Source organism: Streptomyces sp. NPDC107528, from assembly GCF_055639295.1.
Genome location: NZ_JBVKAV010000017.1, coordinates 105,702 through 123,872 on the forward strand (window position 1 = coordinate 105,702; position 18,171 = coordinate 123,872).

Annotated in this window: 18 protein-coding genes and 1 tRNA gene; 11 read left to right on the forward strand and 8 right to left on the reverse strand. The window is 69.4% G+C overall.

Annotation, left to right across the window (positions count from 1 at the left end; translation table 11 throughout):
* Nucleotides 1-134: 134 nt before the first annotated feature.
* The 4 genes from ACZ7L5_RS41225 to phoU form a co-directional block, all read right to left on the reverse strand.
* Complete coding sequence (locus tag ACZ7L5_RS41225) at nt 135-845, reverse strand: DUF899 domain-containing protein (RefSeq protein WP_471523762.1); 711 nt, start codon at nt 843-845, stop codon at nt 135-137.
* 166 nt (nt 846-1,011) lie between these two features.
* Nucleotides 1,012-1,986, reverse strand: coding sequence for an alpha/beta hydrolase (locus tag ACZ7L5_RS41230; protein ID WP_471523764.1), 975 nt, complete (start codon nt 1,984-1,986; stop codon nt 1,012-1,014).
* 321 nt (nt 1,987-2,307) lie between these two features.
* Nucleotides 2,308-2,472: a hypothetical protein gene (locus ACZ7L5_RS41235; RefSeq protein WP_365058377.1), complete on the reverse strand. Its 165-nt coding sequence runs from the start codon at nt 2,470-2,472 to the stop codon at nt 2,308-2,310.
* Between the two features lie 130 nt (nt 2,473-2,602).
* On the reverse strand, nt 2,603-3,304 hold the full coding sequence (gene phoU / locus ACZ7L5_RS41240; RefSeq protein ID WP_362388672.1) for a phosphate signaling complex protein PhoU: 702 nt from the start codon (nt 3,302-3,304) through the stop codon (nt 2,603-2,605).
* Nucleotides 3,305-3,660: 356 nt separating this feature from the next.
* Between phoU and phoR the strand changes: the two genes are divergently transcribed.
* Nucleotides 3,661-5,004 carry a two-component system sensor histidine kinase PhoR gene (gene phoR, locus ACZ7L5_RS41245; RefSeq protein WP_471523767.1) on the forward strand — a complete coding sequence of 448 codons (1,344 nt, stop codon included), beginning with the start codon at nt 3,661-3,663 and terminating at the stop codon, nt 5,002-5,004.
* Between the two features lie 5 nt (nt 5,005-5,009).
* Nucleotides 5,010-5,681 carry a two-component system response regulator PhoP gene (gene phoP / locus ACZ7L5_RS41250; RefSeq protein ID WP_004000192.1) on the forward strand — a complete coding sequence of 224 codons (672 nt, stop codon included), beginning with the start codon at nt 5,010-5,012 and terminating at the stop codon, nt 5,679-5,681.
* 152 nt (nt 5,682-5,833) lie between these two features.
* Here the strand turns inward: phoP and ACZ7L5_RS41255 are convergent, their stop codons facing one another.
* The gene (locus tag ACZ7L5_RS41255) at nt 5,834-6,541 is read right to left on the reverse strand and encodes a copper chaperone PCu(A)C domain-containing protein (protein ID WP_471523769.1); all 708 of its coding nucleotides are present in this window, start codon (nt 6,539-6,541) and stop codon (nt 5,834-5,836) included.
* A gap of 622 nt (nt 6,542-7,163) precedes the next feature.
* Between ACZ7L5_RS41255 and ACZ7L5_RS41260 the strand changes: the two genes are divergently transcribed.
* The 6 genes from ACZ7L5_RS41260 (at nt 7,164) to ACZ7L5_RS41285 (ending at nt 13,567) form a co-directional block, all read left to right on the forward strand.
* The gene (locus tag ACZ7L5_RS41260) at nt 7,164-7,646 is read left to right on the forward strand and encodes a CarD family transcriptional regulator (protein ID WP_003953493.1); all 483 of its coding nucleotides are present in this window, start codon (nt 7,164-7,166) and stop codon (nt 7,644-7,646) included.
* A 286-nt stretch (nt 7,647-7,932) separates the two neighbouring features.
* The gene (gene ispD / locus ACZ7L5_RS41265) at nt 7,933-8,709 is read left to right on the forward strand and encodes a 2-C-methyl-D-erythritol 4-phosphate cytidylyltransferase (protein ID WP_471523770.1); all 777 of its coding nucleotides are present in this window, start codon (nt 7,933-7,935) and stop codon (nt 8,707-8,709) included.
* The gene (ispF, locus tag ACZ7L5_RS41270) at nt 8,699-9,196 is read left to right on the forward strand and encodes a 2-C-methyl-D-erythritol 2,4-cyclodiphosphate synthase (protein ID WP_328880812.1); all 498 of its coding nucleotides are present in this window, start codon (nt 8,699-8,701) and stop codon (nt 9,194-9,196) included. The genes ispD and ispF overlap by 11 nt, the downstream gene beginning before the upstream one ends.
* 121 nt (nt 9,197-9,317) lie before the next feature.
* Complete coding sequence (gene cysS, locus ACZ7L5_RS41275) at nt 9,318-10,718, forward strand: cysteine--tRNA ligase (RefSeq protein WP_471523772.1); 1,401 nt, start codon at nt 9,318-9,320, stop codon at nt 10,716-10,718.
* A 99-nt stretch (nt 10,719-10,817) separates the two neighbouring features.
* Nucleotides 10,818-11,759: a 23S rRNA (guanosine(2251)-2'-O)-methyltransferase RlmB gene (gene rlmB, locus ACZ7L5_RS41280; protein WP_365058395.1), complete on the forward strand. Its 942-nt coding sequence runs from the start codon at nt 10,818-10,820 to the stop codon at nt 11,757-11,759.
* Nucleotides 11,760-11,893: 134 nt separating this feature from the next.
* Nucleotides 11,894-13,567 carry a DoxX family protein gene (locus tag ACZ7L5_RS41285; protein WP_471523874.1) on the forward strand — a complete coding sequence of 558 codons (1,674 nt, stop codon included), beginning with the start codon at nt 11,894-11,896 and terminating at the stop codon, nt 13,565-13,567.
* A 426-nt stretch (nt 13,568-13,993) separates the two neighbouring features.
* Here ACZ7L5_RS41285 and ACZ7L5_RS41290 read toward each other — a convergent pair whose 3' ends face one another.
* The 3 genes from ACZ7L5_RS41290 to ACZ7L5_RS41300 form a co-directional block, all read right to left on the reverse strand.
* Entirely contained in the window at nt 13,994-14,725 is a 732-nt protein-coding gene (locus ACZ7L5_RS41290) for a nucleotidyltransferase family protein (protein ID WP_328880815.1), read from the reverse strand.
* A gap of 102 nt (nt 14,726-14,827) precedes the next feature.
* Nucleotides 14,828-15,286: a hypothetical protein gene (locus ACZ7L5_RS41295; protein WP_328880816.1), complete on the reverse strand. Its 459-nt coding sequence runs from the start codon at nt 15,284-15,286 to the stop codon at nt 14,828-14,830.
* Nucleotides 15,287-15,521: 235 nt separating this feature from the next.
* A complete protein-coding gene (locus ACZ7L5_RS41300) occupies nt 15,522-16,613 on the reverse strand; it encodes an ABC transporter ATP-binding protein (RefSeq protein ID WP_362388257.1) in 1,092 nt (363 codons plus the stop codon).
* 214 nt (nt 16,614-16,827) lie between these two features.
* Between ACZ7L5_RS41300 and ACZ7L5_RS41305 the strand changes: the two genes are divergently transcribed.
* The 3 genes from ACZ7L5_RS41305 (at nt 16,828) to ACZ7L5_RS41315 (ending at nt 18,072) form a co-directional block, all read left to right on the forward strand.
* Nucleotides 16,828-16,902 (forward strand) — tRNA-Thr (locus tag ACZ7L5_RS41305).
* 233 nt (nt 16,903-17,135) lie between these two features.
* Complete coding sequence (locus ACZ7L5_RS41310) at nt 17,136-17,372, forward strand: hypothetical protein (protein ID WP_328426772.1); 237 nt, start codon at nt 17,136-17,138, stop codon at nt 17,370-17,372.
* Nucleotides 17,373-17,709: 337 nt separating this feature from the next.
* A complete protein-coding gene (locus ACZ7L5_RS41315; RefSeq protein ID WP_471523776.1) occupies nt 17,710-18,072 on the forward strand; it encodes a hypothetical protein in 363 nt (120 codons plus the stop codon).
* The last annotated feature ends 99 nt before the right edge of the window (nt 18,073-18,171 follow it).

Genomic DNA, 18,171 nt, shown 5'->3' on the forward strand with positions numbered 1-18,171 from the left:
GTAGGCCCCATGATCATGCCCCTGAGCTGCGCATATGGCGCGACTCAGGGGCATTTTCGGCCCTGGGGCCACTGAGGAGCCGGGCCCTGGGCCCCTGATCCTCGCCCGCAACCCTTGATCCCCACCCGCAACCCCTAATCCCCACCCGAAATAGGAGTCGCGCCGTACCTGTCGTGGTAGTTCCACCAGAGATACGGCGGCGTCTGCGGGTAGCCCTGCGGTGAGTCCTCCCATTCCTCCTGTCGTCCGAGCGCCGTGATGTCGAGGTAGTTCCAGGTGTTGCCCATCTGCTCGTCGCCCCGGTCGGACACGAAGTAGGTGCGGAAGATCCGGTCGCCGTCGCGGATGAACGCGTTGGTCCCGTGCATCTGGTCGACGCCGAAGTCGGTGTCGAAGTCGTCGGTCACGGTGTACCAAGGGATGAGCTGCCATCCCATGCGCTCCTGCAGCCCTCGAATGTCGGCCTGCGGTGCACGCGACACGAAGGCCAACGTCGTGTCCCGCGCGTTGAGATGTGCCGGGTGCGCCACCTGGTCGGCGACGAACGAGCAGCCGTCGCACGCCCGCTCCGGATACGAGCCGCCCGTCGTCGGATACGTCGTCACATCCGGCGCGTAGAACGCCCGGTACACGATCAGCTGTCGACGACCCTCGAACAGGTCGAGCAGGCTCAGTCCGCCGGCCGCGCCCTCGAACCGGTACTCCTTGTCCACCGCCATCCACGGCATCCGCCGGCGCTTCGCGGCGAGGGCGTCGCGCTCCTTCATGAGCGCTTTCTCCTCGACCAGGAGTTCCTGTCGAGCTGCCTCCCACTCTTCGGGCGGGACGATCGGCTGCAGAGTCATGGGATTCCTCGCGTTCCGGTCGGGAGTGCGGGTGTCGTCCATCGGCTCCATCGGCACCAGGGACGACGCTCATGCCGACGCCTCTGCGCGCCCGGCCGAGGGCGCGCATGTCAACGCGTACCCGCCCGACAGCGTCGGACAAGCGCCGTGCAGCCGCCGGTGTCCGTCAGCGGGCAGCGGTCCCAAGGGCATCCCGCAGGAGCGAGATCGCCTGGTCCACGGCTGCTCGGGTCGCCCTTGTCTGGCTGAGCGAGTTGATCATCATGAAGTCGTGCACCGCACCGTCGTAGCGCACCGTTGTGACAGGGACGTTCGCCGCGCGCAGCTTGGCGGCGTAGGCCTCGCCCTCGTCGCGCAGCACGTCGGCCTCGTCCACGATCAGCAGGGCCGGCGGCAGACCGCCGAGTTGCTCGGTGGTGGCGCGGTTGGGAGACGCGGTGATCTCCGCTCGCTGGTTCGGGTCGGTGGTGTAGGCGTCCCAGAACCACTCCATGGCCTTGCGGCTGAGGTAGTAGCCGGTGTCGAACTGCTCGTAGGACCCGGTGTCCATGGCCGCGTCCGTCACCGGGTAGTACATCGACTGCTGCACGAAGCTGACGTCGCCGCGTTCCTTGGCCATCAGGGCGAGCGCGGCCGTCATGTTCCCGCCGACCGAGTCGCCGGCCACTGCCATGCGCCCGGCGTCCAGGCCTTTGGACGCTCCCTCACGCTTGATCCACTGCGCGGTGGCGTAGCCCTGCTCGATGGCCACGGGGTAGTGGGCCTCCGGTGAGGCCGTGTACTCCACGAAGACCACCGCCGCGTTGGCGCCGACCGCCAACTCGCGTACCAGGCGGTCATGGGTGGCGGCGTTGCCCAGCACCCAGCCGCCGCCGTGCATGTACAGCACGACGGGCAGTGTCCCGGTGGCGCCTTGCGGTTTGACGATGCGCACCCGTACGTCGCCCACGGCGGCCGGTACGGTGATCCACTCCTCGTCGACCGGCAGCTTGTCGACCGGCGCGGCCTGCAGGTCGTCGAGGACCTTGCGTGCTTCGACCGGCTTGAGTTCGTACAGGAACGGATGGTGCGAGGTCGCGTCGGCCAGCTCCTGCGCCGGGCGCTCCAGGATGATCGAGGCAGATCGAGCTTGAGCAGTCATGGCAATGCTCCTGGCAGTGCTGAGAAGCCCAAAGAAAAGAGCGGCGGACGCGTGGTGACTGCCCTGGGGCGTCGGCGCCGCCGCGGGCCCGGGCTCTGGGCGGAGCCCCGGTCAAGCCCTCGATGGGGCGACATGCCCCATCGTAGACGCGCGCTGTCCAACCCTCGACTGGAGACCGCGCACGGAAGAAGCCTCAGCACGGGAGCCCCCCCCCGCACACGGCAAAGGGCCCCGCCGCGACATCCGCACCGGGGCCCCAACCGTCGTACAGGATTCACGGCGTCGTACGCCGCGTCATCTCTGCGTGCTATCCCTTCAGCCTCACCCGCACTGGCAGGGATTCCCCGACTGGCACCCGCACCCACAGCCGGAGCCGCAGCCGCAGGCGGCGAAGAGCGGCAGGCTCCTGATGTCGGCGGGCTGTTCGGTCGGGCGTTCCTGGGTGGGGTCGGGGGTCGTACCGGGAGTGCTGGGGGATTCGGCCATGGTCCCTCCTCGGGGCTGATGCCTGTGCCCATTCCATGCCCGCCCCGCTGGGCGCATCAACGGCGCACAGAGGCTCCGCTCACGCCCCGAACAGGCCCCCGCACTCCCCGGAACCCCCCCGGCGTACGACTCAGACGCCCTCAGCGTCCGAAACCGGCTGAATGTCCGGCTGGATGTCCTGCTGCAGCTCGTCCGCGTGCTCGCCCGTCACCAGGAACACCACGCGCTTGGCGACCGCCACCGCGTGGTCGGCGTACCGCTCGTAGTAGCGGCCGAGCAGGGTGACGTCGACCGCCGTCTCGATGCCGTGCTTCCAGCGGTCGTCCAGCAGGTGCTGGAAGAGGGTGCGGTGCAGCAGGTCCATCTCGTCGTCGTCCTGCTCAAGCTGCATCGCCAGGTCGACGTCCTTGGTGGTGATCACCTCGGCCGCCTTCGCCATCAGGCGCTGCGCGAGCTGGCCCATCTCCAGGATGGTCGCGTGCAGGTCGTGCGGGATCGCACGCTCCGGGAAGCGGAGCCGGGCGAGCTTGGCGACGTGCTGGGCCAGGTCGCCCGACCGCTCCAGGTCCGCGGACATCCGCAGCGAGGTGACGACGATACGGAGATCCGTCGCCACCGGCTGCTGGCGCGCCAGCAGGGCTATGGCCCGGGCCTCCAGGTCGTGCTGGAGGTCGTCGACCCTCTGGTCGGCCTCGATCACGCTCTCGGCGAGCTTCAGGTCGGAGTCGAGGATCGCCGTCGTGGCACGCCCGATCGCCGAGCCGACCAGCCGGGCCATATCCACCAGACCGTCGCCGATCGAGTCCAGTTCCTCGTGGTACGCGTCCCGCATCAGGGTCCCTCTCTTACGTATGCCTCAGGGGTTCCGGGGCCGGGAGACTGTCGTCGGACCGGCAGTCCTGTCGTCTGATCTTGTCGTATCCCGTTGAACCGGAAGTCTTACCGTCATGCCCTCCGACAGTAAGACTGTCGCAAAAACGTCAGTCGGACTGTCGTGAAACCGCCAGTGTGATCCCACGCTAAACCGCCTGTGCGAACCGCACGCATCCACGATCCGGCCCGTACGCGTCCGTTTCCGCCACCCCAAATGAACCAGCACTGGCTCCAAGGTGAACTCTGGGCGACGAGTGTTCGAGGTCGCACTCCGACGGCTGTGGCCACTGCCTGCGTCATGCCTAACCTGGGTGCATGGACGTGAACGCGGCGGTCGCCGCAGCGGCAGCGATCGCCGGGGTGCTTACCGGTGTCATCGCCATGCTGGCGTTCCGCTGGAGCGAACGCGACCTGAAGCGACCCACCCGAACCTCTCTGCACACCGACCCGGTCCTGCCCCCCGGCGTGGACACGGTCCTGTCGGTGCTGCGCTCCTCCGCCGTCGTACTCGACGAGGGGGACGCCGTCGTCAAGGCAAGCTCGGCGGCGTACGCCCTCGGTCTGGTGCGCGGCGGCAAGCTCTCCGTCGAGCCCATGCTCCAGATGGCCCGGGACACCAGACGAGACGGCGAGATACGGCAGGTCGAGCTGGACCTGCCGAGGCGTGGCACCGGACGCGGCGAGGCCCTCGCCGTGTCCGCTCGCGTCGCGCCCCTCGGCTCCCGCCTCGTCCTCCTCCTCGTCGAGGACCTCACCGAGGCCCGGCGGATAGAGGCCGTGCGGCGTGACTTCGTCGCGAACGTCAGCCATGAGCTGAAGACGCCGGTCGGCGCGCTCTCCCTGCTGTCCGAGGCCGTCATGGACGCCTCCGACGACCCGGAGGCCGTGCAGCGCTTCGCCGGGCGCATGCAGATCGAGGCGACCCGGCTGACCAACCTGGTGCAGGAACTGATCGACCTCTCCCGGGTGCAGAACGACGACCCGCTGGAGGACGCCGAGCCCGTCCGCGTCGACGAGCTCATCGCCGAGGCCATGGACCGCTGCCGGCACGCCGCCGGGACGAAGCAGATCACCATGGCCTCGAACGTATGGGCGCCCGAAGGGCCCGATCAGGCTGGTGGCGGGCGACGGGCGGGCGCCACCTCCGACCTCAGCATCTGGGGCAACCGCGGCCAGCTCGCCGCCGCGCTCGGCAACCTCGTCGAGAACGCCGTCAACTACTCGCCCGCCCGCACCCGCGTCGGCATCGCCGCGCGCCGGGTCAACGCTCCGGGCGGGGACAATATCGAGATCGCCGTGACCGACCAGGGCATCGGCATCTCGGACAAGGACAAGGAGCGCATCTTCGAGCGCTTCTATCGCGTGGATCCGGCCCGTTCCCGTGCCACAGGCGGCACCGGCCTCGGTCTCGCGATCGTCAAACACGTGGCAGCCTCGCACAGCGGGGAGGTCACGGTGTGGAGCTCCGAGGGACAGGGCTCCACCTTCACCCTGCGGCTGCCGGAGGCGGGCGCGGCCCGCGACCGCGCACAACAGCCCCCCGGTCTCGACGAAGAGGCCGGGCAGTCCGCCGCTCCATCCCATCGCCGCGCAACGCCCGACTCACTCGCTGACTCAACCGCGTACGAAACGCTTTCCGCCCCGGAGGTCCTTCCGTGACCCGTGTGCTCGTCGTCGAGGACGAGGAGTCCTTCTCCGACGCCCTGTCGTACATGCTCCGCAAAGAGGGCTTCGAGGTCGCCGTCGCGACCACCGGGCCCGACGGACTCGACGAGTTCGAGCGCAACGGCGCCGACCTCGTCCTCCTCGACCTGATGCTGCCCGGCCTGCCGGGCACCGAGGTCTGCCGCCAGCTGCGCGGCCGATCCAACGTCCCGGTGATCATGGTCACCGCCAAGGACAGCGAGATCGACAAGGTGGTCGGCCTGGAAATAGGAGCCGATGACTACGTCACCAAGCCGTTCTCCTCGCGCGAGCTGGTCGCCCGTATCCGGGCCGTCCTGCGCCGCCGCGGCGAGCCGGAGGAGGTGACCCCGGCCGCCCTGGAGGCGGGCCCGGTCCGGATGGACGTCGACCGCCACGTGGTCACGGTCTCCGGCTCCAAGGTCGACCTCCCGCTCAAGGAGTTCGACCTCCTGGAGATGCTCCTGCGCAACGCGGGCCGCGTCCTGACCCGTATGCAGCTCATCGACCGCGTCTGGGGTGCCGACTACGTCGGCGACACCAAGACCCTGGACGTCCACGTCAAGCGCCTGCGCGCCAAGATCGAGCCGGACCCGGGCGCGCCGCGGTACCTGGTGACGGTCCGCGGCCTCGGCTACAAGTTCGAGCCGTAAACCGAAACCGCCGGCGTGGCACGGACGCGGCCGTAGGGCACGAGAACACGATCGCCACGTACGTCGAAGGGCGGGACCCCCGATTCCGGGGGTCCCGCCCTTTTTCTACGACTGTGCAAGTGCCGTACGACGATCCGATGCCGTACGGCCGCTCAGTGCCCGGAGACCGTCTGCGAGGCGCTGTCGCTCGGGGTTCCCGTGGTGCCGGCCCCCGCCTCGTCACCGGCCGCTCCGCCGGTCTCCGTAGCGTTCCCGGACGCACCGCCGGTCGGGGTGGCCTCCGCGCCCGCACCCGGGGTTCCGGTCGGCGAGCCGGTCGGGGAGGACGTGGTGCCCGGCGTCGCCGGGACCTCGGTCGGGCCCCAGCCCTCGAAGTAGTGCTCGGCGGGCACGACGAACGCGCGCAGGCTCACGTCACCGGTCTTGCTGAAGGTGAAGGTGATCCGCTGCGCGTTGCCGTCCTGGACGGCCTCGCGGCTGCTGGGCAGCAGGGCGGCGGCGTTGTCCTTGCCGCCGATGATCAGCGAACCGCCGGCCGGGATGGTCAGGCTGCCGCCCTTGGCGGGCTTGAGCTCGGCACTCTTGGAGGTGCCGTCCACCTTGATCGAGTCCAGCGTCTGCGCGGAGCTGCCGGAGTTGAACAGGGTCGCGGAGATCGCGGCCGGGCCGGTCGACTCCAGGTCGGGCTGAGTGATGACGATGGCGTTCTGGATCTTGATGTCGCCGACGCTGGTGGCTGCGTTGTCCGGCTTGATCTCCAGGGTCTGCGCGTTGTTGCCGGCCGCGCACGCGGAGAGCGCGGCGATCGAGAACGTGATGGCGGCGGCAGCGAGGGCGCCGCGTCGAAGGCTGCTGCTCACGGCGGCGGCAACTCCTTGACTCGAACGGGGGGCGCTTGAAGCCGCCCTAAGTGTCTGTCAGCGGCCTTAGGTTACCGAGCCGTTCCCGTGCGACCGCACCCGACCCTCCCCCGAGCGGCGACGAGACGAGGAAGTACGTCCGAAGCGCCTCTTCCGCCACCCGTTCCTTCACCCGCAAGTGGCCCGCCGGTCACTTTGCCCGGACCTCTGTCCGTCATTCACATAAGACGTCTCGCTAGGCCCCCGCAAAATTTCGGTGAAGGAATGCGCGACGCTCCCGGAATTGATCACCGGATGTGCCGCCGACCTGGCTGTGATCAATTCCGGATTCACCGGGGAGGTGACTCGGGACGCCGAACGGAGTAGCGGAAGTCGCACACTTGGAACCGGACATATGCGGACGTTCAGCCACTCGGAGGCGTCCCCGGATGTGTGTAACGTACGCGTTTCACCTCGCCCGCAGAGCCACTCCCACCTGCGAATACTTTCTTCCGCTCGGCCCGCGCAGCACGTTCCTGTTGGAGTTGTCAAGCCCCGAGATATGCCCTGACCTGCGAAAACGCCATTCAGAACCCGCAGTTTCCGTGTTACCCTGGATAGCCACGGAAGGGGTACCTGTCACATGACGTTCAAGGTTGGCGACACCGTGGTCTATCCCCATCACGGGGCCGCGCTGATCGAGGCCATCGAAACTCGCCAGATCAAAGGCGTGGACAAGACCTACTTGGTGCTGAAGGTCGCCCAGGGTGACCTGACGGTACGTGTGCCAGCGGACAATGCGGAGTTCGTCGGCGTGCGTGATGTGGTCGGTCAGGACGGGCTGGACCGGGTCTTCGAGGTGCTGCGCGCGCCGTACGCCGAGGAGCCCACGAACTGGTCGCGTCGATACAAGGCAAATCTGGAAAAGCTCGCCTCCGGCGATGTCATCAAGGTCGCGGAAGTCGTGCGTGACCTGTGGCGTCGTGAGCGCGAGCGCGGACTCTCCGCCGGTGAGAAGCGCATGCTCGCCAAGGCCCGCCAGATCCTGGTGAGCGAGCTGGCTCTTGCGGAGAACACCAACGAGGACAAGGCCGAGGCGCTGCTCGACGAGGTCCTCGCGTCCTGACGCGGTACATCCGCCTCAGTTTCAGCACAGTGGTTTCGGCAGTGTGCTGATTTTTTTCAAAGAAGTGCCGCGGTGCCCGATGACGTAATTGCTGTCGCCGGGCGCTGCGGCATGTTCGCTCACAGGCGCGGTACGTCCTACCTCGGGGGCGCCCCCGATACTTGATGTGCCGGGTCCGGGCAGCCGGCTCGACCGATGTCACGGAAGGGTTCGGTCAAGAAAGGCCCACCCGGCACGCTTGAGGCCATACCCACGTAGGCAGAGCACACAAACCTGACAGGAACCGATGTCTGACGTTTCGCGTCCTTCGCCCACGGGTGTCCCCGCGGACACACGTGCCGGGGCCCGTACCGCCGTCGTGATCCCAGCCGCCGGAAAGGGCGTACGCCTCGGTCCGGGCGCCCCCAAAGCGCTTCGCGCGCTGAACGGCACGCCCATGCTCATCCACGCTGTGCGTGCGATGGCCGCCTCCCGGGCCGTCTCCCTCGTGGTCGTCGTGGCCCCGCCCGACGGCGCCGCCGAGGTCAAGAGCCTGCTCGACGCACACGCGCTGCCCGAGCGCACCGACTTCCTGGTGGTGCCCGGCGGCGAGACCCGCCAGGAGTCCGTGAAGTTCGGCCTGGACGCGCTGCCGCCGGAGCACGACATCGTCCTGGTGCACGACGCGGCCCGCCCGCTGGTGCCGGTGGACACGGTGGACGCGGTGATCGAGGCGGTACGGGACGGGGCGCAGGCCGTGGTTCCCGCGCTGCCGCTCGCGGACACCGTCAAGGAGGTCGAGCCGGCCGCCGTCACGGGCGAGCCCGAACCGGTGGTGGCCACCCCGCAGCGCGCCCGTCTGCGTGCCGTGCAGACTCCGCAGGGCTTCGACCGCGCGACGCTGATCCGTGCGCACGAGACGGTGAGCGACGACGTCACCGACGACGCGAGCATGGTCGAGCAGCTCGGCCTCACCGTCGTGGTCGTGCCCGGCCACGAGGAGGCCTTCAAGGTGACGCGCCCGCTGGACCTGGTCCTGGCGGAGGCGGTTCTGGCGCGCCGGAGGCTGAACGATGGCTTCTGAGCAGCCCGTGATCCTTCCCCAGGTCGGCATCGGCACCGACATCCACGCCTTCGAGGAGGGCCGCGAGCTGTGGTGCGCGGGCCTGAAGTGGGAGGGCGAGGGACCGGGCCTCGCCGGCCACTCCGACGCGGACGTCGTCGCACACGCCGCGTGCAACGCGCTTTTCTCGGCGGCCGGCCTCGGCGACCTGGGACAGCACTTCGGCACCGGGCGCCCCGAGTGGTCCGGTGCCCCGGGTGTCGTACTGCTCACCGAGGCGGCCCGGATCGTCCGTGAGGCGGGCTTCCGGATCGGCAACGTCGCGGTCCAGGTCGTCGGCCCCCGCCCCAAGATCGGCAAGCGCCGCGACGAGGCGCAGAAGATCCTGTCGGAGGCGGCCGGAGCCCCGGTGTCGGTGTCGGGCGCGACCACGGACGGCCTGGGCTTCCCGGGCCGCGACGAGGGGCTCATGGCGGTGGCGACGGCGCTGGTGGTCCGGGTCGGCTGAGGCCGCCCGGCGGGCCGTTCCAGCGCGGGCCCGACCGGTCCCCACCGGCCTGGGAGCGACCACGAACGGCCAAAGCGCACTTACGCACCAGGCACTCCCATCCGCCCACTACCCTGGTGTCGTGACTATTCGCCTGTACGACACCAGTGCCCGGCAGATCCGTGACTTCGCCCCCCTTCAGCCGGGCTGTGTCTCGATCTACCTCTGTGGCGCCACCGTGCAGGCCGCACCGCACATCGGGCACATCCGCTCCGGGCTCAACTTCGACATCATGCGCCGCTGGTTCGAATACCGCGGCTACGACGTCACGTTCATCCGGAACGTCACGGACATCGACGACAAGATCATCTGGAAGGCGGAGCAGCAGAACCGCCCCTGGTGGTCCATCGGCTACGAGAACGAGCGCGCCTTCACCGACGGCTACACCGCCCTCGGCTGCCTCCCGCCGACATACGAGCCCCGCGCCACCGGCCATGTCACCGAGATGGTCGAGATGATGCGCGGGCTCATCGAGCGCGGACACGCCTACGAGGCGGACGGCAGCGTCTACTTCGACGTCCGGTCCTGGCCCTCCTACCTGGAGCTGTCCCGGCAGGACCTCGACGAGATGCGGCAGCCCACCGAGGAGGGCATCACCGGCAAGCGGGACCCGCGCGACTTCGCGATGTGGAAGGCCGCCAAGCCCGGCGAGCCCGACTGGGAGACGCCGTGGGGCCGCGGTCGCCCCGGCTGGCACCTGGAGTGCTCGGCGATGGCGCACAAGTACCTCGGCTCCGCCTTCGACATCCACGGCGGCGGACTCGACCTGATCTTCCCGCACCACGAGAACGAGATCGCCCAGGCCAAGGCCTACGGCGACGACTTCGCCCAGTACTGGGTGCACAACGCCTGGGTCACCATGAGCGGCGAGAAGATGTCGAAGTCGCTCGGCAACTCCGTCCTCGTCTCCGAGATGGTCAAGCAGTGGCGCCCGATCGTCCTGCGCTACTACCTCGGCACCCCGCACTACCGCTCGACGATCGAGTACAGCGAGGAGGCCCTGCGCGAGGCCGAGTCGGCGTTCGCGCGCATCGAGGGCTTCGTGCAGCGCGTCGTCGAGATGACCGGGCACGTCGTCGAGCCGTCCGCCGAGGTGCCGCTCGCGTTCGCCGAGGCGATGGACGACGACCTCGGCGTCCCGCAGGCGCTGGCCGTCGTCCACACCACCGTCCGTCAGGGCAACAGCGCACTGGCCGCCGACGACAAGGAAGCCGCCGTGGCCCGCCTCGCCGAGGTCCGCGCCATGCTCGGCGTCCTCGGCATGGACCCGCTCGACGAGCACTGGGCCGGCGAGTCCGACCGCGGCGAGGACCTCCACGGCGTGGTCGACACCCTGGTCCGCATGGTTCTCGACCAGCGCGAGGCGGCCCGCTCCCGCAAGGACTGGGCCACCGCCGACGCCATCCGTGACCAGCTGAAGCAGTCGGGCCTCGTGATCGAGGACGGCCCGCAGGGCCCCCGCTGGACCCTCGGCTCGCGCTGACGGATTCCGGTTCCCGGAAGATCGATTGTGCCGCCCGGCCCTCCGGGCGGCACACTGCATAGACGTACATACGAACGCCTCACGACAGACAGGTAGGTCATGGCCGCGAACAACCGCCGCATGTCCGGCAAGAAGGGCGCGCAGGTCGGCAGTGGCGGCCAGCGACGCAAGGGCCTCGAAGGCAAGGGCCCGACCCCGCCCGCCGAGATGCGCAAGAAGCACAAGAAGAACCGCATCGCGACCGCCAAGGCGAAGCAGGCCGCGCGCCGCCCCGTGCCGCGCGGCCGCGGCGGCAAGGGCACGTCCGAGATGGTCGTAGGACGCAACCCGGTGGTCGAGGCCCTGCGCGAGGGCGTCCCGGCTTCGACGCTCTACGTCCAGCAGTTCATCGACAACGACGAGCGCGTCCGCGAGGCCCTCCAGCTCGCCGCCGAGCGCGGCGGCATCAACCTCATGGAGGCCCCGCGTCCCGAGCTGGACCGCATGACGAACGGCCTCAACCACCAGGGCCTGGTCCTCCAGGTCCCGCCGTACGAGTACGCGCACCCCGAGGACCTGGCCAACGCGGCCGCGGACGGGGGCGAGGACCCGCTGATCGTCGCCCTCGACGGCGTGACGGACCCGCGCAACCTGGGTGCCGTGGTCCGCTCGGTCTCCGCCTTCGGCGGCCACGGCGTCGTCGTACCGGAAAGGCGAGCGGCCGGCATGACGGCCGGCGCCTGGAAGACATCGGCCGGCACCGCGGCCCGCACCCCCGTCGCCCGCGCCACGAACCTGACCCGCGCCCTGGAGGCGTACAAGAAGGCAGGCATCGTGGTCGTCGGTCTCGCCGCCGACGGCGAGGCCGAACTGGGCGACCTGGCGGCCCTCGAAGGTCCGGTCGTCATCGTGGTCGGCAGCGAGGGCAAGGGCCTGTCCCGACTCGTGGGCGAGACGTGCGACTTCCGCGTCCGCATCCCGATGCCGGGCGGCGCGGAGTCCCTCAACGCCGGTGTGGCGGCGGGGATCGTCCTCTACGAGGCGGCTCGCCGACGCGGCTGAACACGCGTCCGTGGCGTCACCCGTGCGGGGTAATTCCGGTGACAGTGGTGCGACCTGCGCATCCTTGACGGGGTCCGGACAGATCCGGCCGGTCAAGGCAGTGTCCTAACCACACATCACTCGGTTAGTTGAGTGTGGACACCAGAACACCCCGCACACCCACGGGGGACCGCTCGTCGGGTTACGACGACGCTCCCGCGCTGAGCATGGTGAAGGTGCCGAGCGATCCGGCGCAGATCATCGTCAATCACGCGAGTTTCCGCGTGCTGCTGGGCGCGTCGACCGGGCGCACCAAATCCCCCAGGATCGCACGGCACTTGAGCGCCACCGAGGACACTGCCCGCATCCCCGTCATGGGCGCGGCCGGCAGAGCGGGCGCGGCCCCCGGCGCCCGCCGCAGAGTCGCCGTCTGGAACGGCACGTCCGCGCCCGACGACACCGGCGCCCACCGCCTGCTCCAGGCCGTGCGGGACGGCAGTGTCCGCCACGGCGAAGAGCCGGCCCCCGGCCTCGGCGGAGCCACCCAGGTCATCCCACGGGTCGATGTCGGCGGCTACGACGGCTACGACGGGGGCGGCTACGACGGGGGCGGCTACGACGGCGGCTACGACGACGAGTTCTCACGGACCGTCGAAACGCCGATCGTGGGCGCCCAACGCACGCACGAATCCCTCGAAACCCGGCTCCTCCCCAACATGCGCACGGTCGAGGGCGCATACGACGAGGAACTCGTCTACGACGACGAGGAGTTCGAGGAAGACCCGCACGGCACGCAGGCGACCGACACGCCCCTCAAGCGGCCCGGCGGCGGTGACGACCCGGCCCGGCACGCCTATTACCCCGGCCGCCGCATGAACCTCGGCGTCGTCCTTCTCCCCCTGCGCGTCTTCCTCGGCTTCATCTCCATCTACGCCGGCATGGGCAAGCTCTGCGACCCCGTCTACTTCGACGGCGGCAAACGCGGCTCGATGGTGAAGTGGCTCAACACCCTGCATCCGTGGGAAGTGGCCGAGCCCCTCCGCCAGTTCGCCCTGGAACACCCCGTCGGCTCCGGCCTGGTCATCGCCTTCTTCCAGGTCATCGTGGGCGTCCTCACGGTCCTGGGATGCTGGCAGCGGGTCGCCGCGGTGATGGGCGCGCTGTTGTCTGCCGCGCTTCTGGTCACCGTCAGCTGGAAGAGCGTCCCGGCCTACGACGCCCCCGACATCATCTACCTCGCCGCCTGGTCCCCGCTGATCATCGCCGGCGCCCCGGTCTACTCGATCGACGGCCGCCTCGCGGGCATGGCCTGGCGCCGTCTCGGCCCTCGCGCCGACATCTGGGAGCTGCGCAATCACGTCCTGCGCCGGGGCGCCCTGGTCACGGTGATCGTCACCGGCCTGACCCTCCTCATCGGCTCGCTGCTCGGCGGCGCGGTCCGAGACGCCGACCGTGTCGTCGTCCCCGGCCCCGGCGAGGCCCCGCGCAACGAACTGCCGGGCTCCCCGTTGCCGCAGGAGCCCGGCCAACGGCAGAAGGCGCCGTCGGCCTCCAACTCGCCCACGCAGGGCGCCACGTCGGGGTCGGCCACGCCGTCCGGCGCCGCGACGACGCCGGGCGCGACCAGTGACACCGGCAGCGCCGGGGCGGGTACGCCCAGCCAGACGCAGGGCACCGGGGGGCAGGCTCCGCCGCAGCAGTCGACTCCGGCCGACGAGGCGCCGAGCACCAGCACCGGGCCGACCTCCGGGGGGCCCTCCTCCGGCGGCGGCTCCACGGGTGGCTCCGACGCCGACGAACCGGGGCTGGTGGGCGGCCTGTTGGGGTAACCCTGCCGGTGGGCCCACTACTCGCTACCTGGCCCACCGGCTGACCCGGACCAGCACAACCTCGATGGGCCCCGCACACTTCCCGTGCGGGGCCCATCGCCACACCAAGCTCTCCTCGCCCCGCCGCCCCTGCCCGTCCCGTCCCTGGGGGCCTGCGGCCCCCAGACCCCCGCTTCGGCCATGAACGGGCCTCGTCCTCAAACTCCCCCAGAGGGGGCACCCAGGACGGGCTGGAATGACTGGACCGGCGCAGAGAGGTGAAGGCCCCTGGGGGCCTCGCATGAACCGGATGACGCGAACCGGCGTCGCAGAGTCGCCGTCGTGGCGTACTCCCGCGGCGCAGCACCCGCGTACGGCCCCGACCCACGCCACACCCGGAGGCGCTACGCGCACCCCCACCGAAACAGTCACAGGCCGCCGCAGGCATCAACGCCCCAGCGCCGCCAGCTCCTTCGCCGCCTCCGTCAGGTCCTTCGCCGTGTCGATGGCGCGCCAGTACGCGCCCTGCGGGATCGGGAACCCGGCCAGGCGGCGTTCGCGGGCCAGGTGGGGGAAGGTGGTGCGCTCGTGGTCGCCGCGCTCGGGGAGGAGGCCGGAGAAGGCGGGGGAGAAGACGTACACGCCCGCGTTGATCTCGAACGTCGACGGCGGCGCCTCGATGAAGTCCGTGATGTGCCCGAAGCCGTCCGTCTTCACCGCCCCCCAGGGAATCCGGGGCCGCGCGAGCGCCAACGTCGCGACCGCGTCGCGCTCCGCGTGGAAGTCCGCCATGTCGCGCAGCGAGAACCGGGTCCAGATGTCACCGTTGGTCGCGTACCAGGGCCGCTCCGGGTGCGGCAGATGCGCCGCCGCGTACTTCAGACCGCCACCCCGCCCGAGCGGCTCCGTCTCCACGACGGTCGTGACCCGCACCGGCAGCTCGGCCGACTTCAGCCAGTCCTGCAGCACCTCGGCGAGATGCCCACAGCTGACCACCACGTCGGTCACGCCCTCCTCCGCGAGCCAGGCGAGCTGGTGGCCGATGATCGGCGTCCCCGTACCGGGGATCTCCACCATCGGCTTGGGCCGGTCGTCGGTGTACGGACGCAGCCGGGAACCCTGGCCGCCGGCCAGGATGACGGCTTGAACGGGGCGGGACGCGGCGTTCGGATCAGTCATGACCGAACTGTACGCGGCGCCCCGCTCACGGCATTCACCTGCAACCGTTCCTTAATCAGCCGTTACGGTCCGGAAGCGGAGTGTTCTTCGAAAAGGGGATGGCTAGCCGTGCACCGCCGCGACCCCTGACGCGAACGCGGTGTCACACACGGGCCGGGCGAACGACTGCGCACGCGTCGGCCCGTACACACGGACCGCCGCGCGCCCCAGCGCACGGGCGATCGAGGCGCAGTGCCGCCCCAGCGACGGACGGTCGTGCACGGCCTGCTGGAGGTGGGTGAGGGCGACGCCCGGGTCCTCCTCCTGGAGCTCGGTCAGGAGCTGGTCGCGCAGCACGTCCTGAGGGGCGCGCGGGGCGGCGTTCTTGGTGTCACGCGCGCTCGAGACGTCGGTCGCGGTCAGCACCGAGTCCGAGGGGTTCCCCGACCAGTTGACCCGGGTTACCGCGAGCGTCCCGGAGAGCACCAGGACGACGGGCAGGACGAGGGCGAGAGTGCGGCCGAGCTGGCGGGCGGGGCCCCGCTGGCCGCGTCGTGTCTGTTGGATGGTGGAGTGCTTCACGCGAGTGAGGGTAGCGTTCAGTACTGATATGGCGACATTTGGTCACCGTTTCGGGGGACGAAGAGGTGCCTCTTCCCCTGCGGCGTGTTGACGTACAGCACTCGAAATGGCCGGGTATGCCGGGGTATTTGTCGACAACGAAGAGGGCCCCGCAGCGCTCTGCGGGGCCCTCTTCGTCAACCTGGGTGAATTACCCGGGGTTGTGCTGCCTTTACGTCGGGCGGTCGGCGCCCTCTCAGTCGGAGAGCCGCGCGCCCGTGGAGGTCGCGAACACGTGGGTCTCGCCGGCGCGCGGGACGACGTGCAGCGTGCTGCCCTTCTCCGGGACGTCACGGCCGCTGACGCGGACGACGAGGTCCTTGGAGTCGTCGCCGCCGACCTTGGCGGTGCCGTAGACGTACGCGTCGGCGCCGAGCTCCTCGACGACGTTCACGGTGACCGCGAGGCCCTGGTCCGATTCGGCGCCGGCGACGTCGAAGTGCTCGGGACGGACGCCGACGGTGACGGTCTTGTCGGTGGCGGCGGAGAGCGCGTCACGGTCGACCGGGACGACCGAGTTGCCGAACTTCACGCCGCCGTCGGTGATCGGGACCTCGACCAGGTTCATGGCCGGGGAGCCGATGAAGCCGGCGACGAAGAGGTTGGCCGGGCGGTCGTACATGTTGCGCGGGGTGTCGACCTGCTGGAGCAGACCGTCCTTGAGGACCGCCACGCGGTCACCCATCGTCATGGCCTCGACCTGGTCGTGGGTGACGTAGACGGTGGTGATGCCGAGACGGCGCTGCAGCGACGCGATCTGCGTACGCGTCGACACACGGAGCTTGGCGTCCAGGTTGGACAGCGGCTCGTCCATGAGGAAGACCTGGGGCTCGCGCACGATCGCGCGGCCCATCGCGACACGCTGGCGCTGACCGCCGGAGAGCGCCTTCGGCTTGCGGCCGAGGTACTCGGTGAGGTCGAGGATCTTCGCCGCGTCCTCGACCTTCTGGCGGATCTCGGCCTTCGGCACACCGGCGATCTTGAGCGCGAAGCCCATGTTGTCGGCGACGGTCATGTGCGGGTACAGCGCGTAGTTCTGGAACACCATGGCGATGTCCCGGTCCTTCGGCGGCAGGTGCGTGACGTCGCGGTCACCGATGCGGATGGCGCCGGCGTTCACGTCCTCGAGCCCCGCGAGCATCCGGAGCGAGGTGGACTTGCCGCAGCCGGACGGGCCGACCAGAACGAGGAACTCTCCGTCCTCGATCTCGATGTCGAGCGCGTCAACAGCGGGCTTCTCGGAACCCGGGTAGATCCGGGTCGCCTTGTCGAACGAGACAGTGGCCATGGTGATGGGCCCCCTTCTACCGGCAGGAACGTGCCGGACGATCCGTTGTAGGAAGGTGGTTGGTTTAGTCCACATGTGCGGACTGGCTCTGGACGGTACCTGGCGTTCGCCTGATCTGTCAGTACCCGAGGGCATGTGAACTTCGCGGAAATTTTCGACAGGGGCCACTCGGAACCTGGGTACACTGCACGGGCGCGTGCGTGACAGCGCGCAGGCCTCCTTAGCTCAGCTGGTCCAGAGCGGCTGTCTTGTAAACAGCAGGTCGTCGGTTCGAATCCGACAGGGGGCTCAATCAGCGGGGCGGTTGTCGATGACACCGCCCCGCGGTTTGTTTTTCATCCCCTCATTTCATTCGCCCGCCGAGCGACTTCACCGGTCCGCGAATGCACCTTCGAACACCCTCATGTCCCCTCTGGGACACGGGACATGCCCAAACGTGGATTAGCATCGCTACTGCTAGTGTTCGTTCAGTCACAGTAGGCAATCAGCCTCAATGTACATGTAATGAAAACCGAGGGTTCCATGCGCAAGCTTCACCAGGTCATGATCGTCGCAGCGGCGGCCGGCGGCCTGTCCGCCATCGGTGCCGGTACCGGTGTCGCCTACGAGAGCGGGCCGAGCGTGTCCGACCTCTACCGCCCCTACCAGGAGTGCAGCCCGCAGACGGTTGGCGAGGCCTCTATCCCGGTCGCGGTGCTCGGTCTGTCCGAGACCTTCGACACCACTTGCGGCCAGTTCAACAACGCTTTCACTGGCTGAGGTCGGCGGCATAGTCGTGCGCGACGCCTTCCGCGGGCCCCTTCGGGGTCACCCCCGAGGGGGCCCGTTCATGTGCCGCTGCCCGGAGCGCGAGGCCGCTCCCTGGGCCCGTATGCGTTCGCTGCTGTCCTGAACTCCGGCGCACCGATGAGCGGTTGGTCCCCCGAGGACCAGTCACCCTCTGGTCGGTCCTTCACTTCGTAAGCGAAACGGCCCCGAACGTCCGCGACATGGACCGGACGCGGTGGCCCGTATCTCCGATTTCCCGAGGGCACGGCGCGGCCGGTTCCGCGGTGTATTGCGCTCGGGCACCCCCCCGCAAAAGGAGACGCAACACATGTTCAACGGAAAGAAGATCGCGGCTGTCACCGGGCTTCTCGGTGGCCTTGCCATGACCTGTCTCGGCGCCGGCCAGGCTCACGCGGCGGGCCCGGGCGTCTGCTCGCTCGACTCCCAGGGCAACATCATCTGCACCCAGCAGGTCCAGGGGCAGACCCCCGAGGGTGACGGGTTCATCGTCCGCCGGTCGGTGAACTGCCAGCCCACCCAGCCCTTGACCCTGCCCACTCCCGGCCTTCTGTCCAACGGGCAGACGCGGATCGGCCCCCACATCACCTGTGCCGAAATGGCGCCCGTGCCGGCCGCCGACACCAATGACGCGAGCGACGCCAGCCCGCTGCTTTCCCGCATCCTGGGCTGAGCTTCAAACGGCGGATGGCCGGACCGGGTCAACCCGGTCCGGCCATCCGCCGTTTCGTATGCCGACACGACACAAGGAAGGACTAAAGGTCCCAAATTG